Below are 26456 nucleotides of genomic sequence, written 5' to 3'. Positions count from 1 at the left end.
ATGCGGCCGAGAGGTGCACCAGCCTGCTTCGAGGAGGAGTAAACGATGCCCATCGCCACCCCCGAGGTCTACGCGGAGATGCTCGACCGGGCGAAGGCGAACGAATTCGCCTACCCGGCCATCAACGTGACCTCGTCGGAGACCCTGAACGCCGCCATCCGCGGGTTCGCCGAGGCGGAGAGCGACGGGATCATCCAGTTCTCCACCGGCGGCGCGGAGTTCGCGTCCGGCCAGAAGGTCAAGGACATGGTGACCGGTTCGGTCGCGCTCGCCGAGTTCGCCCAGGTCGTCGCCGCCAAGTACGACGTCAACGTCGCGCTGCACACCGACCACTGCCCGAAGGACAAGCTCGACGGCTTCGTCCGCCCGCTGATCGAGATCTCGGCGGAGCGGGTCAAGAACGGCCAGCACCCGCTGTTCCAGAGCCACATGTGGGACGGCTCCGCGATCGACCTCGACGAGAACCTCGAGATCGCGCAGGAACTGCTCGCCAAGGCCGCGGCCGCGAACATCATCCTCGAGGTCGAGATCGGTGTCGTCGGCGGCGAGGAAGACGGCGTCGAGGCGGAGATCAACGAGAAGCTGTACACCGCCGAGGGCGACTTCCTGAAGACGATCGACGCGCTCGGTTCCGGCGAGAACGGCCGCTACCTGCTGGCCGCGACCTTCGGCAACGTGCACGGCGTCTACAAGCCCGGCAACGTGAAGCTGCGCCCGGACGTGCTCAAGGGCGGCCAGGAGGCGGCGTCGAAGAAGCTCGGCCTCGCGGCCGGTTCGAAGCCGTTCGAGCTCGTCTTCCACGGTGGTTCGGGCTCGCTGCCCGAGGAGATCCGCGAGGCGGTGTCCTACGGCGTCGTGAAGATGAACGTCGACACCGACACGCAGTACGCCTTCACCCGGCCCATCGCGGAGCACTTCTTCAAGAACTACGACGGCGTCCTGAAGATCGACGGCGAGGTCGGCAACAAGAAGGTCTACGACCCGCGTAGCTACCTGAAGGCCGCTGAGGCCGGCATGGCCGCGCGCATCGTCGAGGCCGCTCAGTCGCTGGGTTCGGCGGGCAACAAGCTCTCCTGACCTCGTCCTGCCGAGTACATGAAGGCCCGCTTCCCCGCGCCAAGCGCAAGGAAGCGGGCCTTCATGTACTCGTGGGCGTGACCCGAGGGCATTTCAAGATCAGCAAAATGTCGGTCACTTGCACTGTGGAATGTCGGTTCACCTGATCGTGAAATGTCGGTCGAAGGTACTGTGAGATGTACACGCCACTGGCATTTCGAGGAGTTATGGCTGAATCGGACCTGGTGCGGGCCTCTTGCGCCGTCGCCGAGGAGTACCTGGCGGACTTCCGCGTCGTGATCCTCAACGGCCCTCGTCAGGCCGGTAAGACGACCATGCTCAGGCATCTGCACCGGCGCCACGGTGGGACTTCCTTCAATCTGGACGACGAGCAGCTTCTGCAGGCGGCCATGGCTGATCCGGTCGGATTCGCCGGGACCGGTCCGGAACCCAGGCTCATCGACGAGGTGCAACGGGCGGGGGATCCGCTGATCAGAGCCATCAAGGCGGAAGTCGACGCGGAAGGCAGGCCAGGACGCTACGTCCTGGCTGGATCCACTCGGTTCCTGGCGACGCCGAGTCTCTCGGAATCCTTGGCCGGCCGAGGCGTCGTCGTCGACATTTGGCCGTTTTCGCAGGGTGAATTCGCGGGGCGCTTCGAGCGGTTCATCGATGTCGCTTTCGACGAACCCGGCCGCCTGCTCGATCTCGGTCCCGCGAACATCGATCGCACGGACTATTTCGCGCGTATCTGTCGAGGCGGCTTTCCCGAACCCGCGCTCCTCGAAGGTGTGCGTGCGCGCAAAGCCTGGTTCCGCGCGTACGTGCAAGCCATCGCGGAACGTGACATCCGGGAGATGTCCAGGGTCAACGAACCCAGCGCCATGACGGCCTTGTTGGCCTACCTGGCTTCCATCACCGCACAAGAGCACAACAGCGTGAACACGTCGACCAGGACCGGCCTCCACCGCACCACGGTGAACAAGTACGTCGAATTGCTCGAAGCGGTGTTCCTGGTCCACCGGCTTCCGGCGTGGTCACGGAACTTGACGTCCCGGGCGGTGAAGCACGCCAAGCTCCACCTCACCGACACGGGACTCGCCGCTTCCCTGCTGGGCGTGTCCCCCGAATCCTTGGCGAAGCCCGTGGCGCCGAGCCGTGGCCCCCTCGTCGAGACCTTCATCGTCAACGAGCTCGCCAAACAGGCGACGTGGAGCTCGGCAGAGGTCCGTCTGCATCACTGGCGAGTGAGCGGTGGTGCGGAGGTCGACGTGGTCTTGGAACGGGACGACGGACAGGTCGTCGGCGTCGAATCGAAGGCGCGTGACACGGTGACCCTGGCGGACTTCCGCGGACTCGCTCAGCTACGGGATCTTCTCGGAGATCAGTTCACGCAGGGAATCGTCCTCCACACCGGACGCCAGGGCGCCATCAGCTTCGGTGATCGGCTGATGGCGCTCCCGCTCGCTTCGTTGTGGCAGGCCGGACACGAATCGGTTTGAGGCTCAGGCGGCCGGAAGCTCCGTGCGCTCGCGACGCTTCGCCAGCAGCGAGTTCACCGCCCGCGTCCCCGGCCCGGCGGCGGCCCACAGCACGCCGACCCCGGCCAGGCAGACCGCGGCCGTCCAGTACGCCACCGGCGGCGCCGATTCCGTATGCGCGTCGCCGAGGATCCACGGCCGGAACTGCGACTGCACCCACAGCATCCCGTAGCCGAACGCCGTCACCAGCAGCGCGCCGACGCCCGCCGTCAGCACCGGATGACCCCGGCCGATGCGGAACGCCAGGTCGACGGCGAGGCCGACGGCGAGCAGGTAGAACGGCACGACCGAGATCGGGAACCCCATCCCGAGCAGCAGCGGCCACATCACCAGCCGGTAGCCGAGGTAGGCGGCGGCGACCGTCGTCCCCGCCCAGCGGAAGCCGGTCGTGTGCCGCGCGAGCGCGAAGATCAGCGCCATCACGCCGATACCCCACAGCGGGTAGACCCAGTCGTCGATCGGCATCGTGAAGTACTCGACGGCCACCCTGTCGACCGGATGCCCGATCTGGTTGGCGGCGAAGTTCAGCAGCTCGGGCTCGGCCTCGGGCGCGCCGCGTTCCCAGGCGCGCAGCCCGAGGATGCCGTACTCCTGCTGGCCGTTCGGGAAGAACGTGTTCTCCAGGAAGAACGCCCACAGTCCGATCAGGACGCCGGTGCGCATCCGGCCGGGTTTGGCGTACTTCAGCCAGCCCATGATCACGCCCGCCTGCATGATGCCCGTTCCGATGTAGAGCATCATGTGCGACGGGCTCCACGCGGTCAGGTCCAGACCGTTGACGCGGTGGTTGATGACGTCCAGCGGCGCCGCGATGAGGAACACCACGAGCCCGATCTGCATCAGCCGCAGCGAACGCCTGTCCGCGCCCATCCCGGTGTAGCTGTGGATCGCCACGAGCACCATGATGATCACCGTGCCGACGGTGTTGATCAGATGCGGCGGGGCGAGGTCGTCCCGTAGCCACATGAAATGCCACGACATGTCCCAGGACGAGCCCACCAGCTTGAAGGCGAACGCGGCGAGCCACATGCCGTAGCAGAAGTTCAGCACCCAGTCCGGCGTCGCCTGTCCTGGCGCGCCGCGGTGCCAGTGGAGCTTGAAGAACAGCCTCGTTTTCGCGATCGGGCTGCGGGGGATGACACCCGGCGAGAGGTCCCCGGTCACTTCTGTCGCCTTTGTCATGCGGGCCATCTTCCCTGCTACAGATCACGAGAGGGGCATTTGGGGTCGAAAATCGGGGTTCACCCGTAGGGGTGGCTGATTTGCGATCAGCGTGCGAAGCAGGGCAAGGTGTGCCGCCATGATGCCGAAACGACTTGTCGCGGCGGTCCTCGTCGCCGCTCTGGTGCTGGCCGGTGGGGGCATTCTCGGGAGCCTGTTCTTCTAGTCACAGTGTTCCTGATCGTGCGCTGACGAAAGCTCGTCGAAGGGACGTCGTTCCGTACGCCGGTCGCGTGACGCGGAGAAGCGCCCCTTCACCGAGCTTTCGTGGGCCTTCGGCCCAAAGAGGGCGCACGATGTGAAGTCTCCGTCGGGCGCGGGGCGCCCTTGGGGAGACGTGTCGGCACAATGGCCGTATGACGAACCTCCTCGGCCCCCAGCCGACGCACCTCCCCGAGCACACCGCCGCGCAGGCGGCGCTGGACGCCGGGACCGACCCGGCCGCCGTCGCCGCGGAGCACCCCGACTACAGCGAGGCGTGGGCCTCGCTCGCCGAGAAGGCGTTCGAAGCCGGCGAGACCGTCGCCGCGTACGCGTACGCCCGCACCGGTTACCACCGCGGCCTCGACCAGCTCCGCCGCGCGGGCTGGAAGGGACACGGCCCGGTGCCGTGGGCGCACCGCCCCAACCAGGGATTCCTGCGTGCCCTCGCGGTCCTCGGCAAGGCCGCGGGCAAGATCGGCGAGACCGAGGAGTACGACCGCTGCAGGACTTTCCTCGGCGACTCGGACCCCGCCGCCGCGGAAGCCACCGGCCTCAAGTGAGCCCGGGCGTGAGTGGCGATCCGGGCCGGAGCGGACCCGCGTTCACCCACCTACGCCTGACCTGCACGAGGGCGACAGGGGCGCAGGGCATTCCGGTCCCATACCGGTCACGACAACCCGTGTGACGGCTGAGCGGGGAAAGATTCAGGACGTTGAACGTCCTGAATCCTCCCCACTCGACCATGCCACCGCGAGAACTCACCGTCCCGCTGCCCGGTCGGGCCTCGAAGTCGTCGACGATGAAGGAATTGGGACGTTCAATGTCCCAAATCCTTCACCGTCACGGGGCATGCTGGTCACGCCGGCCCGAGCTCCGCAAGCTCGCCGAGGCGACGTTCGCTTCCAGTGGGTAGGCAAATACCTAGAACAGTCCGCAGTTCCCGAAAGCCGGGAGCCCCGCGAAGCGTCCCTCGAGCCAGGCGAACGCCTCCGGGAAAGCCCGGATTGCCCCGCCGACGTGCGTGGGAACCAGCGAAGTCGAGAACTGCACCTTCGCGCCCTTCGCGCACCATGAGCGCGCCATGGTCCGTCCCTGCTCGTAGGGCACGATGTCGTCGAGTGCACTGTGGACGACCAGCGTCGGCGCACCCGGCTTCCGCGCCCCGATGAGCTGCTGTCCGACTCGCGTCTTGTACGGCTCCTCGGCGAGGTACGCGGTCAGCGGCCTGCCGTCCTTGGTCAGGTTCTTCGACTGCGTGAACGCGTGCGCGAAGATCGCGTCCACTGTGCACTCCTGCTTGACCTTCTCGAACGCCTCGACGCCCTTCGCGTTCAGCACGGCCGGGATGTTCAGCTCCGGATACGCCGCGTCCATGCTGACCAGCGTGAATCCGAGAAACCCGAACGCGTAGTGCCCGTCGATGTTCTTGCCGACCTCGGCCAGATCCGCCGGGACGGCGCCCGCGTAGGAACCCTTCAGCTTGAGTTCGGGAGCGTACGACGGCTGCAGTTCGGCGGCCGCCGCCGACGCCCCGCCGCCCTGCGAGTAGCCCGCGGTCGCGATCGGACCGCTGTCCGGCAGGTTCGCTTCGGGCAGGCGCTGTGCCGCGCGGATCGAGTCGAGGACGGCGTTGCCCTCGGCGACGCGGTTGACGTAGGTGTGGACGCCGGGAGTGCCGAGGCCTTCGTAGTCGGTGACGACGATGCCGTAGCCGCGAAGCAGCAGCCCGGCGATGAAGGGACCTTCATACTCCATGCCCGCCGAGAGGGCCTTCGACGGCGCGCACTGGTCCCCGACGCCCTGCGTTCCGGCCGCGTAGCCGATGAGCGGCCGCTCGCCTGGCCCGTTCCAGGCCTTCTTCGGGGTGAGGACGGTGCCGGTCACGGCGTTCGGCCTGCCGTGGGTGTCGGTGCTGCGGTACATGATCCGCCGGACGTCCGCGTCGGCCTTGATGAGTTTCACGGGATCGACGTAGAACGTGGACGGTTCGTGCCGGATGATGTCGCCGGGAGCACCCGCGGGCAGCGGCGACGGGGGATCGTAGAAGGACGGGGCGGCGATGGCCTGTTGTGCCCCGAAGGTCAGCAAGGCCGCGACGGTGGCCGCTGAGACGGCGGCGGCCACACCGCGCCGGGATCCTGGACGCATGCTTGCTCCTCGTTGAGCAGAAACATTTTCGACAGGGGTGTCGAAAAAGAGAGTCAGTGAGGTGGCGCACGATGTCAAGTCCGGCGCCGAGAGGGAGACCCCGCAAACTCCCGGTCGGTGAGCAACGCGCGCGGGTGCTGGGTTCGGCCGCCGGCGTCTTCGCCGTGCACGGCGCGCAGGCCGCGACGATCGAGCAGATCGCCCGGCACGCGGGAGTGTCCCGTCAGGCCGTCTACGAACAGTTCGGTGACCGCGCGACGCTGTTCGCCCAGGTCGTGGCGGACATCGAGGAACGGGCCTTCGAGGCGATCGGCGCGCCCGCCCTCGACCTCTCGCAGCCCGAGCTCCGGTCATGGGCGCGCGCCAACTACGCCAACATGTTCGCCTTCGTCGCGGCGAACCCGGAGGCGTTCCCGGTCCTGCGCGAGGCGGAGCGCATGGGCGATCCGGCCCTCACCCGGCTCCGTGAACGGCTCGCGGGGGTCTACACCGAGGCGAGCAGACAGCGCTGGGCACGCCACGGCGTCGACTCCGGCCGCGCGGACAAGGCCTTGGTCACCCTCTTCTTCGCGATGACCGAGGCACTCGTCCAGGCGAGCTGGGACGGTGAGCCGCCCGACGCGGACGCGCTCATCGACCTGCTCACCGAATTCACCGTCGGGGGCGTGGTCCGCCTTCGGACCGCCGCCGCCGACGTGATGGAAAGGTTGCGCTAGGCCGCGATGGCCTCCAGGGACTTCTCAGCCTCTTCGGCGACCGTCGCCAGGTCCGGTGAGGACACGACGCGGTTGCGGCCGTTGCGTTTGGCCGCGTAGACGGAAGCGTCGGCCGAGGCCATGACTTCTTCGATGGTCCGGCCGTCCAGCGGGAAGGTCGCGACGCCGACCGAGGCCGTCCGCTGCTCGATGACCACGGGGTTGCCCGCGTTGTCCTGGGTCTTGATGACCATTTCGCTGATCCGCTGCCGGATGCGCTCGGCGACCGCGACGGACTCCTGCTTCGAGGACGAGGTCAGGAGCACCACGAACTCTTCACCGCCGAAGCGGCCGGCGAGGTCCTGCGTCCGGGTTTCCGCTTTGACCAGCGCCGCGACACCCTTGAGCACGTCGTCGCCCGCCAGGTGACCGAAGGTGTCGTTGATGCTCTTGAAGTGGTCGAGGTCGATCATCAGCGCGCCGAACTGGCCGTTCTCGCGTTCGGCGCGGGCGACCTCACGGACGGCGCCCTGCTGCCAGGTCGTGGCGTTGAGCAGCTGGGTCTTCTGGTCGGTGGTCGCGAGCTCTTCCAGCTGCTTGATCAGCACCGACCGCTGCAGCAGGTACAGCGGCAGGAAGACGAGCAGCACCAGCACGGGCTGATGCGGCAGCACGGCGAGCACCAGCGCGCCGATGCAGACCGTCGAGGCTTCGAGGATGTTGTCGTCCCAGGAGCCGAGGAGCGTTTGGACGGTCGCCTTCTTGGGCGCCGCGAAGTACAGACCGGTGCCGGTGAAGACGGCGTTCATCAGGAAGAAGGCGAGGCTCGCGGCGCAGATCGAGGTCACCGACGCCGTGTCCACACCGACCGCCTGCACGGCCGCCCAGGCGGCGAACGCGGTCAGCGTCATCGATGTGGCGTTCGCCACAGTCCGATGGGGATTGACCGTGCGAAGGCCTGCCCAACTGCGGTATCCGAGGTGAAGATAGATCACGGTCACGAGAAGTGCGGTCAAGTGCGGCGGCAGCAGAATCGCGCCGGGCAGCACCCAGACCGAGGTCATGTTGATATGCGGCGTGACGCTCATGCTGCGCCGCTGCCGCTCGATCCGGCGGGTCGCCTCGGTGTGCGCGATGGCGAGCCCCGCGAGCAGAAAACAAAGCAAGACCTGCGAAGACGTGATGGCGATGGATGCTGCGAAGACCCCCGTCAGTGCCAGCATCGTCGCCACGGACAGCCCGGTGTAGGCGATCCAGTGTTTGGGCCTCTTCCACAGCTCCCACGTCGCTACCGTGAGAGCCGAACGATGTCCAGCGCGTTCCTCCGATGTGATCATCTTTCCCCCTGACTCTTGCGTCATTCTCCGAAACCCCCTACTTACGGACAGCTTCTACCGACTTGCGGGCTGTCGACAAGCTCCCTAGGTGTGTACTTTTCTCTGAGAGGTCGAGGGAAAGGTGCCAGCGATGGCCGGTAGGGATCAGTGAACTGGGGCGCGCGCCAGAAGGCCGCGCGATCGGGCCGGCGCGTGGAACACCTCAATGTTCCGCGCGTGCGGCGTCTTTTTCCTGCCACCGTTCCGGATCACCGCTGAGGGTCCGCCACCAGCTCAACGCGAGCGGAATCGTCAGCAGCAATCCCGCAAGCCCGAAGACGCCCACCGTCGACTGCGGGCCCACCTGATCCGCCAGGATTCCGCCGATCAGCGGACTCACGCCCATCGTCGTGGTCAATCCGGTGTTCGACAGTCCCATCACCTGTGCCCGGCTCTCGTCCGGCACGGCCAGCGTCAGTGACGCCGTCGCCTGCATCAGCGCCACCGTGCCGAAGGCGCCGCAGATCACGAACAGCACGATCGACGACCACGGGCCCGGCTGCAGGAAGCACAGCAGCAGCGGAATCGCCGTCAACGCCGAAAGCGGCCCGATCAGTTTCGGTCTGACGTGCGCCGGCACCCAGCGCGAATAGACGAAAGCGCCGATCACGCTGCCGACCGGGTCCGCGGCCAGCAACAGGCCGATGACCTCGGGGCCGCCGCCCGACGAGGCGACGTAGGGCGCCGCGATGCCCTCGTACACCGGCAGCAGGCCCATCAGCCAGGTGAACAGCAGCAGCGAGCGCAGCCCTGAGCTGGCGAAGACGATTTTCCCGCCCGAGCCGATCGAGGCGAAGAACGACTTGCGCTTCTCTCCGGACGCCGCGGCCGGGCGCGAAGCCAGTCCGAGCCGGACGAACAGCGCCGAGATCAGGAACGTGACCGCGTCCAGCGCGAGGGCGAGATGGGGTTCGAGCGCGGTCAGCAGGAGCCCGCCGCCAGCGAATCCGGCCAGCTGTGCCGATTGGACGGTCATGCTGCGGATCGCCATGCCGACGACGAACCGGTCGCCCTCGAGGATCTGCGGCAGCAGGGCCAGCTGGGCCGCCTTGAACGGCGGGTTCAACAGCGAAACGGCGCCGACGAGGACACAAAGGACCCAGAACGGCAGGACCGGGACGGCGACCAGCGCGATCAGCACGGCCCGCAGCAGGTCCACGACCACCATCACGGTCCGCCGGGGGAAGCGGTCCGCGAAGCCGGTGAGGAAGATGCCGCCGAGCAGCGACGGGGCGTAGGTCAGCGCGTAGGTGAGACCGGTGAGGGTCGCGGAGCGGGTTTCGGTGAAGACGAGGACCGAGAGCGCGACCCTGGCGAGCTGATCGCCGAAGATCGAGAACAGCTCCGCGAACCAGAGCGAACGGAACTCGGCTACACCGAACACCTCACGGTAGGTGACCCGTCCGGCCGAAGCCATGTTGCCCCCAATAGGGTCCTTATTACGCGACAAACTCGTGACCGAGAGTAACGCGGTCACGAGCTCGTCACGAAGCGTCATTCGTTCACGTAAGTGTCTCCTGACTGTTGGTGATTGGCTAGGTTCTTTCGCCGGGTTTCTGGAGTTAGAGATCTTTTTCGACGGCGAGCGGCCCGAGGCCGCCGATGTCCCCCTGGCCGGGACTGAGGTCCAGACCAGCGGCTTTCGTTCGTTTCGGGTCTGCCGTCGGTGAAATCCGGACACATCCGCGGCGCTCGCCGTGGGATTCCCGCTCCGCGCGAATGAGCCCGGGATGAATCCCGAGCCGCTGGGGCGCGGAAGGAGTCCGAACGCGCTTCGACTCCGCTGAGCAACCAAGCGAGACTCTGGCGCCAACCGCCAAAGGGATGATCAACTGCACTCGGTGGAGTGAACGGCTCAGCCGTCGACCGCGAGCACTTCCCGGGCCGACGTCGCTTTCGGTGTCTTCGCCGCGTCACGTTTGGCGACCTCTTCGCGCACGATCGGGATGACGTGACGGCCGAAGTCGATCGTGTCGCCGAGCATGTCGTAGCCGCGCGCCGAGAGGATTTCGACGCCGAGGTCGTAGTAGTCGAGCAGAGCCTGCGCGACGGTTTCGGGCGTGCCGACCAGCGCGGTGGAGTTACCGGCGCCGCCGGTCGCGGCCGCGGTGGGCGTCCACAGCGCGCGGTCGAACCGCTCGCCCTCGGCGGCGACAGCGAGGAGCCGCCGCGAGCCGGTGTTCTCCGGATTCGTGAGCGAATGCCGCCGGGTCAGCTGCTGGCCTCCGCTCGTACGGGCCTTGATGGCGTCGATCGTGCGGTACGCCTTCTCCCAGGCGAGCTCCTCGGTCGGCGCGATGATCGGACGGAACGCGACCTGGATCCGCGGGACGTCGGTCCGTCCGGCGGCCTTCGCCGCGGCCTTGACCGACTCGATCTGCTCGGCCGTCTGTGCGAGGGGCTCACCCCAGAGGCAGAAGATGTCCGCTTCGGCCCCGCCCGCCGCGTAGGCCGCCGGAGACGAGCCGCCGAAGGAGACCCCCGGACGCGGCTGCTGAACTGGACGGACATCGAGGACGAAGTCGGCGAAGCGGTAGTGCTCGCCTTCGTGGTCGAAGGGCTCCTCGGACGTCCACGCCTGCTTCACGATCTGGATGTACTCGCGCGTGCGTGAATAGCGCTCGTCCTTGGTGAGGTAGTCGCCTTCGCGCTGCTGCTCGTGGTCGCTGCCGCCGGTGATGAAGTGGACCGTGAGCTTCCCGTCGGAAAGCTGGTCGAGCGTGGCGAACGTCTTGGCCGCGAACGTCGGATACGAAACGTTCGGCCGGTGCGCCAACAGGATCTGGAGCTTGTCGAGCTTCGCCGCGACGTACGCCGCCGCCTGCGCCGGGTCCGGCCCGCTGGAGCCGTACGCGAACAGCACCCGGTCCCAGCCGAACTCCTCGTGCGCCCGCGCGAGGCGCACCGTGTAGTCCTTGTCGAAGACGCCGCCCGACCGCGTATGCGTCTCCGAACCGTCGTTGGTGCCTCCGATACCCAGGAATTCGACCGGCATCGTCCGTCCCTCTCGTCCAAGTTCCCCCTGCACGACGAGTACGCGCCGATTCCGGGGTGTGGCAACGAGTTCCGCTCCTTGAGAACCCGCACGCGGCCCGGAATCCCGGCGTAGCTTCGGCCTGGTGAGTACCCCAGAGCCTCCCTACGTGCTCGCGGTGGTCGGCGCCGGTCCGCGCGGGGTGGGCGTGCTCGAACGGCTCGGCGCGAACGCCGCCGAGTTGCTCGGCGGGCGGCGGCTGGTGGTGCATCTCGTCGATCCCTTTCCCGCCGGGGCGGGGCGGGTCTGGCGATACGAGCAGTCGCCGTTGCTGCGGATGAACTCCATGCCCGAGGACGTCACGGTCTTCACCGACGACACCGTGAAGATCGACGGTCCGGTCCGCCCCGGGCCTTCGCTGATCGAGTGGGCCCGGCAGGTCCGCGCGGGCACCCTCGACGCCGAGGTCGACGACAGTCTGCGCGCCGAACTCGACGCGCTGCAAAGCGATCACTTCCCGACGCGACGGTTGCAGAGCGCGTACCTCGCCTGGTTCCACCGCAAGGTGTGCTCCGAGCTCCCCGACGGGATCGAGGTCGTCGAGCACCGGACCCGCGCGGTGCGGCTCGAAGACGGTGAGCCGCAGTCGCTGTGGCTGGAAGACCGGCCGGATCCGCTGAAGGTGGACGCGGTCCTGTTCACCGTCGGGCATCTGGACGCCGAGCCGGACGCACGCGAGACCGAGCTCGCGGAATTCGCCGCACGTCACGACCTCGCGTACTACCCGGCCGGCTACACCGCCGACGTCGACTATTCGGCGATCGGAGCCGGGGAAACCGTGCTGGTACGCGGCTTCGGCCTCGCGTTCGTCGACTTGATGCTGCTGCTGACCGAGGGTCGCGGCGGCCGCTTCGAAGAGCAGGCGTGCGGCGGGTTGAAGTATCACCCCAGCGGCGCCGAGCCCGTACTGCACATCGGGTCGCGGCGAGGGGTGCCGTATCACGCGAAGATCGGCTACCGGCTCGGCGGGAAGCCGTTGCAGCTGCCCAGATTCTTCGACTCGTACGCCATCGAAAAGCTTTGCGCCGTGCCCGGCCGGATCGACTTCCGCCGCGACGTCTGGCCGCTGATCTCGAAGGAACTCGCCTGGGCGTACTACAGCGAGCTGTTCACCGCCCATCCCGAAAGGGTGCGCATGGACTTCGCCGTCTTCGCCGACGCTTTCGCGGACGCGGCGCCCGGCGAGCTCGACGCGTTGGTGGCGCGGGCGGTCCCGGCGCCGGACGACCGGCTCGATCTCGACCGGCTCGACCGGCCGATGGCGGGTTCGAAGTTCGGCACCGCCGAGGAGTTCGGCAAGGAGCTGCGCGAGTACATCGAAGCGGATCTGGGGCGCCGGGCGGACGCGGAGTACAGCGCGGATCTCGGCGCGTTCATGGCGCTGCTGTCCGTGTTGGGCCAGATCCCCGCGCTGGTGCAGACCGGACGGCTCGACGCGGCGTCTCAACTGTCCGAATTGGACGGATGGTTTCTGGGCTTCTTCTCGTACTTCGCCAGCGGGCCGCCTCCGCGACGGCTCGAGGAACTGCTCGCACTCCAGGAAGCCGGGCTCGTCTCCTTCTTGGGCGCCGAAATGCGGGTGAAATCCGATGAGGAGCGGCGAACGTTCGTCGCGTCCGGCGCGAGTTTCCCAGGGGAGACAGAGGCTCGGACACTCGTCGAGGCGAGGTTGCCGGAGCCGAGTATCGAACGTGCGTCGGATGTCCTTTTGCGACAGTTGCGCGACAGCGGCGCTCTCGGTGAGGAAGCGGTGCTCGACACGGTCACCGGCGACAGGCTGCTCGCCGGCCGGATCCACACCCGCGTTTCCGATGGCCGGATGCTCGACCGCGAGGGTCGCCCGCACCCGCGCCGCTTCGCGCTCGGCCCGCATACGTCCGCGCGGTCGGCCGGGGCGTTCACGCGGCCGAGGACCAACGCGCTTCCCTTCCGGCAGAACGACATCGTCGCGCGCGAGATCCTGCGGCTGGCGAGCGAGTTCGCCGCCCAATCACGCGAGTCACGTGTCTGATCACGCGAGTCACGCCTTCCGTCGCGGCGAACAGGGGCGGGCAAGGATGTCGTGTTCGGCGGGATGGGCGTTCACGCGTGATTGGAGACGGATCTCGCGTGATTGGAGACGGATCTCGCGTGATCGGGCGACGTTCACGAAGTTCGCCGTCTGAGCACGCGAGTGCCCGTCAGCTCTCCCAGACCCGGGAGGGCAGTTCCTTCCGCACGATCGGGATGACGTCGGAGGCGAAGAGCTCCAGGACGTCCCGTCCCTCCTCCGACGTCAGGCCGTCGACAGAGACCGCTTGTACCTCGTGCCCGAAGGAAGCGTGGTAGTCGCCGATCTTGTCGATCACCTGTTCCGGGCTTCCGACCAGCGCCGAGCCGTGGGCGATCTTGTCCTCCAGCGTGGTGAACTCCGACTTGTTGTGCTGGTACGCGGGCGTCTGCAGCAACGCTTCGAAGTACGGCCGGTAGCCGTCCAGCGCCGCTTGGGAGGTCTTGGCGACGTACAGCCCGCCCGCGCCCGAACCGACGAGCGCGTCCGCGGGGTCGTGGCCGTACTCCACCCACCGTCGCCGGTAGTGATCGATCAGATCGGCGTACTTCTTCTTGGGGTGGAAGCCGTTCGCCGTGAACAGCGGGTCGCCGAACTTCGCCGCCAGTTCGGTCGACTCGGTGCTCGAAGCACTCCCGTGCCAGATCCTCGGCCGCGGGTGGAACGGGCGGGGCCGGGTCGTGACGTCCGCCAGGGGCGCGCGGAATTCACCCTCCCAGTTCACCCCCTCCTCCAGGAAGAGGCGGCGCAGCAGGGCGAACTTCTCCGACTGGTACTCCCACTGCCGTTCCTCCTCGAGCCCGAACAGCGGGAAATGCCGGGGATCGTTGCCTTTCCCGATCATGAGTTCCAGCCGGCCGCCGGAAAGCTGGTCCAGCGTCGCGTAGTCCTCGGCGACGCGGACCGGATCCAGCACGCTGATCACGGTCAGCGTCGTCAGCAGCCGGACGCGTGCGGTGCGCTCGGCCACCGCGGCCAGGATCACCGGCGGCGCCGAGGAAAGGAACGGTTCGCCGTGCCGTTCGCCGACACCGTACGCGTCGAACCCGAGTTCTTCGGCGGAAATCGCTTCGTCGATGACCCGGCGCAGGCGTTCGTGCTGGGTCGGCGTCACGCCGGTCAGCGGGTCGGGATGGTTCGCGACGAGGGAAAAGAGCCCGAACTTCATCGTGCCTCCAGGGGTTTCCGGCCCGGGATCGCGGCCAGCAGCTCCCGGGTGTAGTCCGCGCTCGGCCGGTCGAGGACGTCCTGAGCGGGGCCGAGTTCGAGGAGTTCGCCGCCGCGCAGCACGCCGACGGTGTCCGCGATCTGGCGCACCACCGCGAGGTCGTGCGAGATGAACAGGTAGGTCAGCCCGAGTTCGTCCTGCAGGTCGGCGAGCAGCCGCAGTATCTGCGCCTGCACCGAAACGTCCAGTGCCGAAACGGGTTCGTCGGCGACGATCAGCTCCGGGCGCAGGGCGAGTGCCCGCGCGATGGCCGCGCGTTGCCGTTGCCCGCCGGACAGTTCGGCGGGTTTGCGGTTCAGCACCGACGACGGCAAGGCGACCTGTTCGACCAGTTCCGCCGCGCGCGCCCGGCGTTCCGCCTTCGTGCCGACCCCGAACGCCCGCAGGGGCTCGGAGACGACGTCCTCGATGCTGAACTTCGGATTCAGCGAGGCGTACGGGTTCTGGTACACCAGCTGGAACCTGCGCCGAAGTCGTCGCAGCTCTTCGCCGCGCAGCGCGGTGATGTCCTGCCCGTCGAACTCGACGACGCCGTCGGACGGAGTCTCCAAGCGGAGGATCATCCGCGCCGTGGTCGACTTGCCCGAACCGGATTCGCCGACCAGCGCGAGCGTCCGACCTCGGGCGATGTCGAACGAAACGCCGTCGACGGCCCGGATCGCGCCGAAGCTCTTGCCGAGGTCGCGGACCGAAACCAGGATGTCGGACGACGGCGGTTTCGGTTCCCGCAGCGGGGTGTCGGAAAGACTGGGCGCGGCGGCGAGCAGATCCCGGGTGTACCTCTGCGACGGCGCGGAAAGGATCTCGCCGGTCGTCCCCTCCTCGACGACGTTTCCCTGGGACAGCACGACGATCCGCGACGCCCTGTCGGAGGCGACACCGAGGTCGTGGGTGATCAGCAGGACGGCGGTGCCCGCTTCCGCGGCGAGTTCTTCGAGATGGTCCAGGATCTGCCGCTGCACGGTGACGTCGAGCGCGCTGGTCGGTTCGTCGGCGATGATGAGTTTCGGCCGCCCGGCCAGCGCGGAGGCGATCAGCGCGCGCTGACGCAGTCCGCCGGACAACTCGTGCGGATACTGCCGTGCCCGCGCCTCCGGATCGCTGATCCCGGCCCTGCGCAGCAACTCGACCGCTTCCGCGCCGGCGTTGCGCTTGTCCGCCAAGCCGTGGATCAGCAGCACCTCGGCGACCTGATCGCCGACGCGGTGCACGGGGTTGAGCGAAACCGTCGGATCCTGGGGCACCAGGGCGATCTCGCGACCGCGCACGGATCGCCAAGCGCGGTCCGAGAGCTTGGTGAGCTCCCGGCCGTCGAAGGTGATCTCGCCGCGTTCGATCCGGCCGCCGCGCGGCAGCAGCCCGATCGCCGCGTGCGCCGTCGTGCTCTTGCCGGAGCCGGACTCGCCCACGACGGCGACAATCTGTCCTTTGTGGACCGACAGGCTGACGCCGTCCACCGCGGGCACGTTCCGGTACGAAACCGCGAGATCGCGGATGGTCAGCAGTTCGCTCACCGCTCGTCTCCTTCGATCGCTCGGGACAGCCGGTTCGCGGACAGCACCACGGCCGCGACGGTGAGTCCGGGGAAGGTCGTCATCCACCAGGCGGTGGCGAGGAAGCCGCGGCCGCCCGCCACGAGCGAGCCCCACTCCGGGGTCGGCGGGGTGGCGCCGTAGCCGAGGAAGCTCAGCGCGGACACCTCCAGTACCGCCGTACCGAAGGTGAGCGTCGCCAGCGCGAGCACCGGGCCGAGCGCGTTGGGCAGCACGTGCCTGCCGAGCACGCCGGTCCACCGCACCCCTCCCGCGCGAGCGGCCTCGACGAACACGCCGCTGCGGACGCGCAGCACTTCGGCGCGCATCAGCCGGGCGAACTGCGCGAGATTCGCGACACCGACCGCGATCGCGATGTTGGTCGTGCCGAAGCCGAGCGCGGTGACCAGCGCGAGCGAAAGCAGGATCGACGGGATCGCCAGCAGCACGTCGACGCAGCGCATGATCGCCGAATCGAGGGCACCGCCCCGGAAACCGGCGAGCAGGCCGAGCGCGGAACCGGCGACGAGCGCGACGAGCACGGCGATCACGGTCGCCTGCAAGGAAAGCGCGGCGCCGTGCACCACGCGGGCGAAGATGTCCCGCCCGGTTTCGTCGGTGCCGAAGAGATGCGCGAGAGAAGGGCCTTGCATCTTCTCGGCGGGGACACCGGCGAGCGGGTCCTGCCCGGTGAACAGCTGCGGGATGACGGCGGCGAGCAGCGCGAAGGCGAGGACCGCGGCCGCGATCACCAGGCCGGGCCGCCGGGCACGGACGAGAACGTCAGGCATCGGCCGTCTCCCGGTGTCGGATCCGCGGGTCGAGCAGGGGATAGACGAGGTCGACGAGCAGGTTGATGACCACGAACACCAGCGCGGCGAGCACGATCACCGCCTGCACCACCGGGATGTCCTGCGCGGTGACCGCCGACGACGTCACCCGCCCGAGGCCGTCGCGGGAGAACACCGTCTCGGTGATCACCGAACCCGCGATCAGGTTCCCCGCGACCACCCCGGCGATGGTCAGCGTCGGCACCGCCGCGTTGCGCAGGATGTGTCCGAAATGGACTCTCGAGCGGCTCGCCCCTTTCGCCAGCGCGATCTCGGTGTAGGGCTCGGCGAGTTGCGTGCGGAGGCTCTTCGCCAGCACCTGCCCGATGATCGCGCCGGTCGGGATGGCGAGCGTGATCGCGGGCAGGATCAGCGACTCGAAGCCGTTCGACCCCAGCGCGGGTACGAGCCTGAGCTGGAAGGAGAAGAACTGGATGAGCAGCAGCCCGACCCAGAACGGCGGCAGCGAGATCCCCAGCGGCGGCAACGCGAGCAAGGCGTTGCCCAGCCAGCGATGCCGGGTGAGGGTCCCGGCGATCGCGACCCCGCCGCCGAACAGGATCGCGAGCACCAGGGCCAGTCCGGTGACCGCGAGCGTCGGCGGCAGGGCGGAGACGACCATGTCCGTGGCGTCGTCCCCGGTGGCGATCGAGCGGCCGAAGTCGCCCTGCAGCGCGGCGATCAGCCGTTTCCCGTACTGCACCGGCAGCGGGTCGTCGAGGCCGTACTCCGCCTTCGCGGCGGCCAGTTGCTCCGGCGTCACCGAAAGCCCGGCCTCACCCCCGCCGAGCTTCGCGCTGATCGCGTCGCCCGGCAGGAGGTAGAGGATCACGAAGGACACGGTGAACGCCGCCCAGAGGACGAAGACGGCCTGCAGGATCCGCCGGAGCAGATACCGCGTCACGAGCCGGACACCCAGGCGTCGAACAGCTGCAACCGGGACGAGGCTTCGAAGCCGACGCCGTGCGCGTTCGGCCCGTGCGCCAGTACCTGGGTCAGCTCGAACACCGGCGCCGAGTAGCCGTGCTCGATGATCGCGCGCTGCGCCTCCTCGGCCGCCGGCTTCCGCTTCGCCGGGTCCACAGTGGACGACTGCGCGTCGAGCGGTGCGTCGACGGGGTTGTCCGCGGTGAGCTTGCTGCGGTTGTTCGCCTTGGTGGAGAACAGGTTGCGCAGGATGTCCGGATCGGCGCGGGTGGTGTTGTACCAGAGGTACTCGTAGTTCCCGCTCTGCGTGATCTGCACGCTCTCGGCGGTCGTGCGCTGTTCGATCTGGAGGTCGAAGCCGATCTTGCGCAACTGCTGCTGCACGAGTTCGAGCACGCTCTTGTTCTGGTTGAACACCAGGGAGAAGACGACCTTCGCGGTCAGCCGCTGGCCGTTCTTCGTGCGGATGCCGTCCGGGCCGGGCACCCAGCCCGAGCTCTCCAGCAGCGACGTCGCCCCGGCCGGATCGTAGGCCAGCAGCGGGGAAAGATCGGCGTGGAACGGCGTGGCGGAGCCGAGGATGCTGGTGGCCGCCTTGTAGTTCGGCGTCAACACGGTGCTGGTGACCTCGGGCCGGTTGATGCCCTTGAGCACCGCCTGACGGACCTTCTCGTCGGTGAGCACACCCCTGGTCACGTTGGCCTGCAGGTTGAACACGATGCCGGGATTCGGGCGGGTGGGTTCGGTGAAGCCGTTGCCGGTGAACTGCGGTTCGTCGACCGGCTGGACGTCGGTGATGGCGTCGAGCTGCGCGGACGCGAGACTTCCGGTGCGGACACCGGGTTCCGGCACGATCTTGTAGGCGATCTTGTCGAGGTACGCCTCGCCCTGGTGCTTGAACAGCGACGAGCCCCAGCCGTAGCCCTTGCGTTTGGCGAGGACGATTTCCTGGTTCTGCTTCAGGCTTTCGAAGACGAACGGGCCCGAACCGATCAGGCCGACGCCCTGGCAGCGCTCGTCCGGAGTCTTCCGGTACGCGGCGGGCGCGAGGATGCCGAGCGACATCGTCGAGCTGGCCTGCAGGAATTGGGCGCTGGGAACGGAGAACTCGATCTTGACCGTCTTCGGGTCGACGACCGTCGTCCCCTTGTACACGGCCAGGTATCCGGAGCCGAGCGTGGCTTTCGGGCCGAGGGCCTTGACCGCGTCGAAGCTCGTCTTGACGGCGGCGGCGTCGACAGGGGTGTTGTCGGAGAACGTCGCGCCGTCACGCAGATGGAAGGTGAACGCGGTCGAATCCGCGTTGCTCTCCCATTTCTCGGCCAGCCAAGGCCTGATCTCACCGGTGGACGGATCCTGATCGGTCAGCGAATCGACCAGTTGACGGCCGACGTTGAGCGACGCGTTCGTGCCGGCCTGCTGCGGGTCGACGCAGTCCGGGCTCGACGAGATCCCGAGGCGCAGCGTGCCCCCGGGTCGGGGTGGCCCGGCATCGGCGCCCGTCGAGCCACCGGCGGACGAGCAGGCGGTGAGCACGAGGGCGGACAAGGCCAGCAGGGATGTGACGGCGGTACGGGACACCGGGTGGCCTCCAGCGGGAACGGGGCGCAGGTCTGGGGATTTGCACTGCTGCTTGCGCCGACCCGATTCACGCTAATCACGACCTTGAGGCCCGCCCACATGGTGAGCGCGGCTCTCACCGTGCGAAACGTCCCACGATTCCGCTTGACAGCCCCGAAAGTACGTGAAGGCCCCCTTCCTGTACCTAGGCGCAAGCAAGGGGGCCTTCCTGTACTGACTTGGTCAGCAGCGGTTGAGCATGTCCGTCAGCGCGGTCTTCTCGGCCGACTTGATGCTGAGCTTGTACTTGGCCTTCACCGTGGTCCACATCTTCGCGTAGGTGCACCAATATCCGGTGGACGGCGGCTTCCAGGCGTCCGGCGACTTGTCACCCTTCTCCTGGTTGACGTTGTCGGTGACGGCGATCAGCTGCGGCGCGCTGAGGTCGTTGGCGAACGCCTGCCGCTGCGCGGTGGTCCACGAAGACGCCCCGGTGCGCCAAGCGGCCGAGAGCGGCACGACGTGATCGATGTCCACATCGGACGCGGCGGTCCAGGTGGCGTCGTCGTACGGGCTGAACCAGCTGCCGGAGACCGCGGCGCAACTGCCGTCCTGCTGAACGTTCGTGCCGTCCCGCTTGAGCACGACCTCGCGGGTGTTGCAGCTGTTGCCCTGGTCGGCCCAATGCGGGAACTTCTCGCGGCTGTACCCGCTCGACGAACCGTCCGGCTTGACGGTCAGCGAGGCGAGCTGGGTCTTGGCGGTCGCGGTCGACGGGATGCCAGGGGGTGTCGCTTCGGCGACGCCGACGACTCCGGCCGAGACGATCGCCGAGACGGCGAGAACGGTGAAGGAGCGACGAACAGCAAGCGCAGTTGGCATATTGCTGCCTCCGTGTCAGGTTTGGGGACCTGGTCACCTTGCGACACGGATATGACCCACGCAACACCATCGGGTGACACCGTGGGCGGGCCTTCGTGAACGGAGAGTGTCACGAGCAGGCAGGACCCGGTGTACGCCGCCGAAAAATTTTCGGAAAGTCCAGCTGAAGGTTCTGGGCCGAACGGGCTACACCAGCCCGCGGACCAGCCGGAGGTCCTCGGTGTGCCGGTACCAGGTCCACCGGCTCATCGCGCGCGGATGGACGACGCCGTCACTGCTCGGGCGGGTCGGGATGCAGCCGAGCTGGAACGCCCGCGCGTGCTGCGTCGACGGCCGTTTGAACAGCGTCCCCTTGGTCACCCGGACCATCAGCCCCGGCCCGCTCGCGTCCGGCTCGACCTCGATCGAGCGCGCGGGCCCGCGCAGGACGGTGTGCTCGTCGCAGTAGGCCACCCCGCGCACCATGCCGACCACGCCGCGGCCGACGAGCACGCCGCCGGTGTCGTCCCGGATGAGCGGCACCGGGTCGACCTCGCCGCGCAACGCGAGCGCGAGGGCGCGCAGGGGCTCTGTCGGGAGGCTCCAGATGCGGGCGACGTCGGAGTCCGGCGAGGACGGCACGAACCCGAGCGACACGCCGGTGAGCTGTTCTTTTCGTAACAGCCGGAGCGCGACGGCCGCGAGGTCGGCGTCGGTGCCCGCGACCACCAGATGATCGTGTTCCCCCAGCAAGGGGTCGATATCCGCCTTGCCTGGACGGCTCGGGACGCGCACCATTTCGACGTCGTCGATCTCCGGCAATGTGGGTTCGCCCTCTCCGCAGGCCACCACTATTCCGCGCACCCGAAGGCCCTCCGTTACGCTCATGCACCGGCATTTACCAGCGCCAAACCACAAGTCGCCGAACACCTGGAGTGTCACATGCCGGCCATCGTGCTGATCGGGGCCCAATGGGGGGACGAGGGCAAGGGCAAGGCCACCGACCTGCTCGGCGACCGCGTCCAGTGGATCGTGCGTTACCAAGGCGGTAACAACGCGGGCCACACCGTAGTCCTTCCCGACGGGCAGAACTTCGCCCTGCACCTGATCCCGTCCGGGATCCTCACGCCGGGCGTCACCAACGTCATCGGCAACGGCGTCGTCATCGACCCGGGGGTGCTGCTCGACGAGCTCGCCGGGCTGGAAGAACGCGACGTCGACACCAGCAAACTGCTGATCTCCGCCGACGCGCACTTGATCATGCCGTACCACGTGGAGATCGATAAGGTCACCGAGCGTTACCTCGGCAGCCGCAAGATCGGCACCACCGGCCGCGGCATCGGCCCCTGCTACCAGGACAAGATCGCCCGCGTCGGCGTCCGCGTGCAGGACCTGCTCGACGAGAAGATCTTCCGGCAGAAGGTCGAATCGGCACTGGAGTTCAAGAACCAGGTGCTGGTCAAGGTCTACAACCGCAAGGCGCTCGACGCCGACCAGGTCGCCGACGAGGTGCTGGCCGCGGGCGAGAAGTTCGCGCACCGCATCGCCGACACGCGCCTGCAGCTCAACCAGGCCCTCGAGCGCGGCGAGACCGTGCTGCTCGAAGGCTCGCAGGGCACCCTGCTCGACGTCGACCACGGCACCTACCCGTTCGTGACGTCGTCGAACCCGACGTCCGGCGGCGCGAGCGCGGGTTCGGGCATCGGCCCGGGCAAGATCACCACCGTGCTGGGCATCCTCAAGGCCTACACCACACGAGTCGGCTCCGGCCCGTTCCCGACCGAGCTGGACGACGAGTCCGGCGAGTACCTGCGCAAGCAGGGCGGCGAGTTCGGCGTCACCACCGGCCGCTCGCGGCGCACCGGCTGGTTCGACGCGGTCATCGCGCGCTACGCGGTGCGGGTCAACGGCATCACCGACTACTTCCTCACCAAGCTGGACGTGCTGTCCGGCCTGGAGAAGGTGCCGGTGTGCGTCGGCTACGAGGTCGACGGGTTCCGGACGTACGACATGCCGATGACGCAGACCGACGTGCACCACGCGCTGCCGATCTACGAAGAGCTGCCGGGCTGGTTCGAGGACATCTCGGGCTGCCGGACCTTCGAAGAGCTGCCGTCGAACGCGCGGGCGTACGTCGAGCGGCTCGAGGAGCTCTCGGGCGCGCGGATCTCGGCGATCGGTGTCGGTCCCGGGCGGGAGCAGACGATCGTGCGGCACGAGTTCGTCTGACGTCCTCACGGACTTGCGGATGGCTCACCCAAGTACGTGGAGGCCCCCTACATTGCGCCTAGCGCTGTGAAGGGGGCCTTCACGTACTTGGCGGCGACCAAAGCGCCGTCCCGCCGCCCTCCCAGCCGGCGGCATCCCACCCGGTGAACGCGGAAATATCCCCTCGACGGCGCGGTTAGCGTTGAACATGACCATCGGAGTGGCACTCCCGTCCGGGGACACCGCGAACGCCGTCAACATCGTCGACGAACTCATCACGCAGACCCAGCAGGCCGCCGACGCGGGCCTCACGTCCGCCTGGTTCTCCCAACAGATGGAGCACGACGCGATCACCGTCGCCGCCCTCGCGGGCCGCGCCGTGCCGGGGATCGCCGTCGGAACCGGCGTCGTCCCGATCTATCCGCGACATCCGCTGCTGATCACCGGCCTCGCGCAGACGGCGCAGGCCGCCACCGGCGGCCGGTTCGTGCTCGGCCTCGGCACCGGCGCGAAAAACTGGCTCGAACCGGCGTACGGCATCGAGTATCCGTCCCCGATCAAGCACCTGCGCGAATACCTCACGATCCTCCGCCAGGTGTTCGAAGGCGACGAAGTCGACTTCCAGGGTGAGACGGTCACCGCGCACGCCAAGGGTTTCGCGGCATCGCTCTCGGTCGCGGGCTCTTCGGACATCCCGCTGATCATCGCCGCGATGGGGCGACAGGCGCTGCGTGTCACCGGCGAACTCGCCGACGGCACGATCCCGTTCCTCGCCGGGCCGAAGGCGCTTTCGGAGCTGATCGTCCCGGAGATCACCCAAGCCGCCGCCGGCCGTCCGGCGCCGCGGGTCATCGCGATGGTCCCGGTCGTCGTGACCGACGATCCCGACGCCATCCGCGCCACGGTCGACAGGCAGTACGCGTTCTTCCGCGACATCCCCTCCTATCGCGCGGTTTTCGACGTCCAGGGCGTGGATTCCGCCGGTGAGCTGGTGATCGCCGGGGACGAGGAGACCGTCGCGGCCGAGATCCGGCGGTATTTCGACGCCGGCGCGACAGAGGTCGTCGCGACCCAGAGCGGTATCCGGACCAGCGAAGAGCGGCTCCGCACCTGGCGTGTTCTGGGAGATCTCGCGAAACGTTGACATCCAGGGGTCCAGTGGCCTTGCTCACAGCGTTCGTATTGTGCATACTCGTGCGCATAGCGAACAGCTGGAGGTCCCCATGTCCCCTGCCGCGGCCCGTTCGTGGGTGGTAACGCTCGCCTGGACGGCGGTCCTGCTCGACGGATTCGACCTGGTCGTCCTGGGTACGGTGCTGCCCGCACTGCTCCGTGACCACGTCTGGGGGCTGACCCCCGGCACGGCGTCGGTCATCTCGACGTTCGGCCTGATCGGCATGATGATCGGCGCGATGGCGATCGGCACGATCACCGACGTGATCGGCCGCCGCAAGGCGCTGATCATCGCCGTCACGGCCTTCTCGGTGTGCACCGCGCTCTGCGCGATCGCGCCCTCGGCGTTCTTCTTCGGGTTGTTCCGCTTCCTCGCCGGGCTCGGCCTGGGCGGTTGCCTCCCGACGGCGATCGCGCTGGTCACCGAGTACGCCCGCAAGGAAAAGGGCGGCAGCGCGACCACCACGGTGATGACCGGCTACCACGTCGGCGCGGTCCTCACCGCCCTGCTGGGAATCTGGCTGATCCAGCCGCTCGGCTGGCGCGCGATGTTCGTCGCCGGCGCGCTGCCCGCCCTCGTGCTGGTGCCGTTGATGATCAAGTACCTGCCGGAGTCCGAGTCCTTCGAGCGCGTGCGGGAGACGCAGGAGAAGTCGGCCACGCAGGTCGTCGGCGGCCTGTTCCGCGGCGGGCTGCTGCGGGCCACCATCGCGTTCTGGGTGACGTCGTTCATGGGGCTGCTGCTGGTCTACGGGCTCAACACCTGGCTGCCGGAGATCATGCGCCAGGCCGGGTACCCGCTCGGCGCGGCGCTCGGGCTGCTGCTCACGCTGAACCTCGGCGGCGTCGTCGGCCTGCTGGTCGCGGGCCGGGTGGCGGACAAGGTCGGCGTGCGGCCGGCGGTGATCTTCTGGTTCCTCGGGGCGGCCGTGTTCCTGGCCCTGCTGAGCGTGAAGCTGCCCGCTGTCGGCCTGTACGTGGCCGTGTTCCTCACCGGCGGATTCGTGTTCAGCGCTCAGGTGCTCGTGTACGCGTACATCGGCAAGACGTACCCGGACGCCATGCGTGCCACCGGAATCGGCTGGGCCGCGGGTGTCGGCCGCATCGGCGCGATCAGCGGGCCGATCCTCGGCGGCGCGTTGCTGAGCGCCGGGATCGCGTACCCGTGGGGCTTCTACGCCTTCGCCGCCGTCGGTGCCCTGGGCGCGGCCGCGGTGACCGGAGTCCGCGTCGGCCGCGCCAGGGCGGCCGTCAGCCGAGTTCCTTGAGTTCCCGTTCCACCGCCGCGAGTTCGGCCTCGGACCCCTGCACCTTCGGGCCGGTGAACCACTTGCGCGCGGAGGCGAACCACCACACCGCGGCACCACCGAGTACGACGAGGAAGGCGATGGGCGTGTAGTTGAAACTGTCGATGGTGATCGGCGATCCCTGCGGGAGCATGAACAGGACGAAGATGAAGCACACCCAGATGGTCGCGACGATGCCGATCGGTTTGCCCCACTTGCCGAGGTTCCACGGTCCGGGTTCGAAGTCGTCGCCCTTGCGCACCCGCAGGAACACCGGGATCACGTAGGCCACGTAAAGACCGACGACCGCGATCGAGGTCACCGCCGCGTAGGCGGTCGCGCTCCACAGGTACGGCAGGGCGAGCAGGAGCGCGCCGCCCGCGGCGAGCCACACCGCGTTGGTCGGCGTCTGGGTGCGCTTGTTGATGCGGTGCCAGAAGCTCGAACCCGGGATCGCGCCGTCACGGGCGAAGGCGTAGATCATCCGCGAGTTCGCGGTCACCGACGCCATCCCGCAGAACAGCTGCGCGCCGATGCAGATCAGCAAGAGGAACTTGCCGGTCGTCTCACCGGTCGCGTCGAGGAAGATCTGCGCGGGTGGCACGCCGGTCTCGGAGCCGACGGCGCCCTCGTAGTCCTGAATGGCGAAGGTGAGGCCGATCAGCAGGATCCAGCCCGCGACCAGGGAGACGAGGATCGAGTTGACGATCCCGCGAGGCCCGGCCTTCGCCGCGTTCTTGGTCTCCTCGGTCATGTGGGCCGAGGCGTCGTACCCCGTGAGTGTGTACTGCGCGAGCAGCAGGCCCAGTAAGAAGACGTAGACCGGTGACGCCCAGCCCGTGTTGTTCACGAACTCGCCGAAGACGAACGACGCGTCCTGGTGTTTCTCGGGCACGATGACCAGCACCCCGACGATGACCAGCACACCCGCGAGATGCCACCACACGCTGACGGTGTTCAGCAGCGCCACGATCTTGACGCCGAAGGTGTTCAGCAGGCCGTGGATCACCAGGATGATCCCCAGCAGCAGGATCGTGTGGCCCGGTGTCGCCTCGAAGCCGAACTGCAGATCGAGGAAGGCGTTGAGGAACAGCGCCGCGCCGAAGTCGATGCCCGCGGTGACGGCGATCTGCCCGATGAGGTTGAACCAGCCGGTGAACCACGACCAGGCCGCGCCGTTGCGCGGGGCGAGCTTCGCGGCCCAGTAGTAGAGGCCGCCCGCGGTCGGGTAGCTGGAACAGACCTCGGCCATGCCGAGCCCGACCAGGATGACGAACAGGCCGACCAGTGGCCAGCCCCAGATCATCGCGGCGGGGCCGCCGGTCTTCATGCCGAACCCGTAGAGGGTCAGGCAGCCGGAGAGGATCGAAATGATCGTGAACGAGACGGCGAAATTGGAGAAGGTCGACATCGTGCGCCGGAGTTCCTGCGCGTAGCCGAGTTGGTGGAGCCGGGCACTGTCTTCGTCGGCGGGTTCGGCGGCACGGGCGTCTGAGACATCCATCGGGCACCCACTTAAAAGGTAT

At 68.0% G+C, this 26456-nt stretch carries 21 protein-coding genes; 8 read left to right on the top strand and 13 right to left on the bottom strand.

Annotation, left to right across the window (positions count from 1 at the left end; all coding sequences use genetic code 11):
- Window positions 1–45 precede the first annotated feature (45 nt).
- Both fbaA and HDA45_RS19230 read left to right on the top strand, forming a co-directional pair.
- Window positions 46–1077: a class II fructose-bisphosphate aldolase gene (fbaA, locus tag HDA45_RS19235; protein WP_184897247.1), complete on the top strand. Its 1032-nt coding sequence runs from the start codon at window positions 46–48 to the stop codon at window positions 1075–1077.
- Window positions 1078–1283: 206 nt separating this feature from the next.
- Window positions 1284–2558, top strand: coding sequence for an ATP-binding protein (locus HDA45_RS19230; protein ID WP_184897245.1), 1275 nt, complete (start codon window positions 1284–1286; stop codon window positions 2556–2558).
- A gap of 3 nt (window positions 2559–2561) precedes the next feature.
- Here the strand turns inward: HDA45_RS19230 and HDA45_RS19225 are convergent, their stop codons facing one another.
- Window positions 2562–3779 carry a hypothetical protein gene (locus HDA45_RS19225; protein ID WP_184897242.1) on the bottom strand — a complete coding sequence of 406 codons (1218 nt, stop codon included), beginning with the start codon at window positions 3777–3779 and terminating at the stop codon, window positions 2562–2564.
- Between the two features lie 395 nt (window positions 3780–4174).
- Here HDA45_RS19225 and HDA45_RS19220 point away from each other — a divergent pair, with 395 nt between their 5' ends.
- Window positions 4175–4582 carry a DUF3151 domain-containing protein gene (locus HDA45_RS19220; RefSeq protein WP_184897240.1) on the top strand — a complete coding sequence of 136 codons (408 nt, stop codon included), beginning with the start codon at window positions 4175–4177 and terminating at the stop codon, window positions 4580–4582.
- Window positions 4583–4943: 361 nt separating this feature from the next.
- Here the strand turns inward: HDA45_RS19220 and HDA45_RS19215 are convergent, their stop codons facing one another.
- Complete coding sequence (locus HDA45_RS19215; protein WP_184897238.1) at window positions 4944–6170, bottom strand: lipase family protein; 1227 nt, start codon at window positions 6168–6170, stop codon at window positions 4944–4946.
- 134 nt (window positions 6171–6304) lie between these two features.
- Here HDA45_RS19215 and HDA45_RS19210 point away from each other — a divergent pair, with 134 nt between their 5' ends.
- Window positions 6305–6886: a TetR family transcriptional regulator gene (locus HDA45_RS19210; RefSeq protein WP_184905799.1), complete on the top strand. Its 582-nt coding sequence runs from the start codon at window positions 6305–6307 to the stop codon at window positions 6884–6886.
- Here the strand turns inward: HDA45_RS19210 and HDA45_RS19205 are convergent.
- The 3 genes from HDA45_RS19205 to HDA45_RS19195 all read right to left on the bottom strand — a co-directional run bounded on the left by HDA45_RS19205 (window position 6883) and on the right by HDA45_RS19195 (window position 11236).
- Complete coding sequence (locus HDA45_RS19205; protein WP_184897236.1) at window positions 6883–8202, bottom strand: sensor domain-containing diguanylate cyclase; 1320 nt, start codon at window positions 8200–8202, stop codon at window positions 6883–6885. The two genes, HDA45_RS19210 and HDA45_RS19205, sit on opposite strands and share 4 nt — an antisense overlap.
- A 202-nt stretch (window positions 8203–8404) precedes the next feature.
- Complete coding sequence (locus HDA45_RS19200) at window positions 8405–9658, bottom strand: MFS transporter (protein WP_184897234.1); 1254 nt, start codon at window positions 9656–9658, stop codon at window positions 8405–8407.
- 438 nt (window positions 9659–10096) lie between these two features.
- Complete coding sequence (locus HDA45_RS19195) at window positions 10097–11236, bottom strand: LLM class flavin-dependent oxidoreductase (RefSeq protein WP_184897232.1); 1140 nt, start codon at window positions 11234–11236, stop codon at window positions 10097–10099.
- 124 nt (window positions 11237–11360) lie between these two features.
- Here HDA45_RS19195 and HDA45_RS19190 point away from each other — a divergent pair, with 124 nt between their 5' ends.
- Window positions 11361–13286, top strand: coding sequence for an FAD/NAD(P)-binding protein (locus HDA45_RS19190; RefSeq protein ID WP_343072106.1), 1926 nt, complete (start codon window positions 11361–11363; stop codon window positions 13284–13286).
- 169 nt (window positions 13287–13455) lie between these two features.
- Here HDA45_RS19190 and HDA45_RS19185 read toward each other — a convergent pair whose 3' ends face one another.
- The 7 genes from HDA45_RS19185 to HDA45_RS19155 form a co-directional block, all read right to left on the bottom strand.
- Window positions 13456–14493, bottom strand: a complete 1038-nt coding sequence (locus HDA45_RS19185) for an LLM class flavin-dependent oxidoreductase (protein WP_184897230.1) — start codon at window positions 14491–14493, stop codon at window positions 13456–13458.
- Window positions 14490–16067 (bottom strand): dipeptide ABC transporter ATP-binding protein, encoded by a 1578-nt coding sequence (locus tag HDA45_RS19180; protein WP_184897228.1) that lies wholly within the window; start codon window positions 16065–16067, stop codon window positions 14490–14492. The genes HDA45_RS19185 and HDA45_RS19180 overlap by 4 nt, the downstream gene beginning before the upstream one ends.
- A complete protein-coding gene (locus HDA45_RS19175; RefSeq protein ID WP_184897226.1) occupies window positions 16064–16876 on the bottom strand; it encodes an ABC transporter permease in 813 nt (270 codons plus the stop codon). The genes HDA45_RS19180 and HDA45_RS19175 overlap by 4 nt, the downstream gene beginning before the upstream one ends.
- Window positions 16869–17819: an ABC transporter permease subunit gene (locus tag HDA45_RS19170; RefSeq protein WP_184897224.1), complete on the bottom strand. Its 951-nt coding sequence runs from the start codon at window positions 17817–17819 to the stop codon at window positions 16869–16871. Before HDA45_RS19170 ends, HDA45_RS19175 begins: the two co-directional genes overlap by 8 nt.
- Window positions 17816–19423 (bottom strand): ABC transporter substrate-binding protein, encoded by a 1608-nt coding sequence (locus HDA45_RS19165; RefSeq protein WP_184897222.1) that lies wholly within the window; start codon window positions 19421–19423, stop codon window positions 17816–17818. Before HDA45_RS19165 ends, HDA45_RS19170 begins: the two co-directional genes overlap by 4 nt.
- A 222-nt stretch (window positions 19424–19645) precedes the next feature.
- On the bottom strand, window positions 19646–20284 hold the full coding sequence (locus HDA45_RS19160) for an HNH endonuclease family protein (protein ID WP_184897220.1): 639 nt from the start codon (window positions 20282–20284) through the stop codon (window positions 19646–19648).
- 186 nt (window positions 20285–20470) lie between these two features.
- On the bottom strand, window positions 20471–21151 hold the full coding sequence (locus tag HDA45_RS19155; protein WP_221471179.1) for a hypothetical protein: 681 nt from the start codon (window positions 21149–21151) through the stop codon (window positions 20471–20473).
- 54 nt (window positions 21152–21205) lie between these two features.
- On the opposite strand from HDA45_RS19155, the gene HDA45_RS19150 reads away from it, so the two are divergent.
- The 3 genes from HDA45_RS19150 to HDA45_RS19140 all read left to right on the top strand — a co-directional run bounded on the left by HDA45_RS19150 (window position 21206) and on the right by HDA45_RS19140 (window position 24912).
- Window positions 21206–22492, top strand: coding sequence for an adenylosuccinate synthase (locus HDA45_RS19150; protein ID WP_184897218.1), 1287 nt, complete (start codon window positions 21206–21208; stop codon window positions 22490–22492).
- 187 nt (window positions 22493–22679) lie between these two features.
- Window positions 22680–23615: an LLM class F420-dependent oxidoreductase gene (locus HDA45_RS19145; protein WP_184897216.1), complete on the top strand. Its 936-nt coding sequence runs from the start codon at window positions 22680–22682 to the stop codon at window positions 23613–23615.
- Between the two features lie 79 nt (window positions 23616–23694).
- Window positions 23695–24912, top strand: a complete 1218-nt coding sequence (locus tag HDA45_RS19140; RefSeq protein WP_184897214.1) for an MFS transporter — start codon at window positions 23695–23697, stop codon at window positions 24910–24912.
- On the opposite strand, the gene HDA45_RS19135 is transcribed toward HDA45_RS19140, so the two are convergent.
- Window positions 24896–26434 (bottom strand): amino acid permease, encoded by a 1539-nt coding sequence (locus HDA45_RS19135; RefSeq protein ID WP_184897212.1) that lies wholly within the window; start codon window positions 26432–26434, stop codon window positions 24896–24898. The genes HDA45_RS19140 and HDA45_RS19135 overlap by 17 nt on opposite strands.
- Window positions 26435–26456 lie beyond the last annotated feature (22 nt).

It is taken from the genome of Amycolatopsis umgeniensis (assembly GCF_014205155.1).
In the GTDB taxonomy this organism is placed as follows: domain Bacteria; phylum Actinomycetota; class Actinomycetes; order Mycobacteriales; family Pseudonocardiaceae; genus Amycolatopsis; species Amycolatopsis umgeniensis.
Note: the sequence above shows the minus strand (reverse complement) of the source record. Positions and strands in the feature narration are given on the sequence as shown.

Excerpts from the sequence above, each read along its gene's own strand:
- fbaA (WP_184897247.1), top strand. The coding sequence starts at position 46 with ATGCCCATCGCCACCCCCGAGGTCTACGCGGAGATGCTCGACCGGGCG.
- HDA45_RS19230 (WP_184897245.1), top strand. The coding sequence starts at position 1,284 with ATGGCTGAATCGGACCTGGTGCGGGCCTCTTGCGCCGTCGCCGAGGAG.
- HDA45_RS19225 (WP_184897242.1), bottom strand. The coding sequence starts at position 3,779 with ATGACAAAGGCGACAGAAGTGACCGGGGACCTCTCGCCGGGTGTCATC.
- HDA45_RS19220 (WP_184897240.1), top strand. The coding sequence starts at position 4,175 with ATGACGAACCTCCTCGGCCCCCAGCCGACGCACCTCCCCGAGCACACC.
- HDA45_RS19215 (WP_184897238.1), bottom strand. The coding sequence starts at position 6,170 with ATGCGTCCAGGATCCCGGCGCGGTGTGGCCGCCGCCGTCTCAGCGGCC.
- HDA45_RS19205 (WP_184897236.1), bottom strand. The coding sequence starts at position 8,202 with ATGATCACATCGGAGGAACGCGCTGGACATCGTTCGGCTCTCACGGTA.
- HDA45_RS19200 (WP_184897234.1), bottom strand. The coding sequence starts at position 9,658 with ATGGCTTCGGCCGGACGGGTCACCTACCGTGAGGTGTTCGGTGTAGCC.
- HDA45_RS19195 (WP_184897232.1), bottom strand. The coding sequence starts at position 11,236 with ATGCCGGTCGAATTCCTGGGTATCGGAGGCACCAACGACGGTTCGGAG.
- HDA45_RS19185 (WP_184897230.1), bottom strand. The coding sequence starts at position 14,493 with ATGAAGTTCGGGCTCTTTTCCCTCGTCGCGAACCATCCCGACCCGCTG.
- HDA45_RS19175 (WP_184897226.1), bottom strand. The coding sequence starts at position 16,876 with ATGCCTGACGTTCTCGTCCGTGCCCGGCGGCCCGGCCTGGTGATCGCG.
- HDA45_RS19160 (WP_184897220.1), bottom strand. The coding sequence starts at position 20,284 with ATGCCAACTGCGCTTGCTGTTCGTCGCTCCTTCACCGTTCTCGCCGTC.
- HDA45_RS19155 (WP_221471179.1), bottom strand. The coding sequence starts at position 21,151 with ATGAGCGTAACGGAGGGCCTTCGGGTGCGCGGAATAGTGGTGGCCTGC.
- HDA45_RS19150 (WP_184897218.1), top strand. The coding sequence starts at position 21,206 with ATGCCGGCCATCGTGCTGATCGGGGCCCAATGGGGGGACGAGGGCAAG.
- HDA45_RS19145 (WP_184897216.1), top strand. The coding sequence starts at position 22,680 with ATGACCATCGGAGTGGCACTCCCGTCCGGGGACACCGCGAACGCCGTC.
- HDA45_RS19140 (WP_184897214.1), top strand. The coding sequence starts at position 23,695 with ATGTCCCCTGCCGCGGCCCGTTCGTGGGTGGTAACGCTCGCCTGGACG.
- HDA45_RS19135 (WP_184897212.1), bottom strand. The coding sequence starts at position 26,434 with ATGGATGTCTCAGACGCCCGTGCCGCCGAACCCGCCGACGAAGACAGT.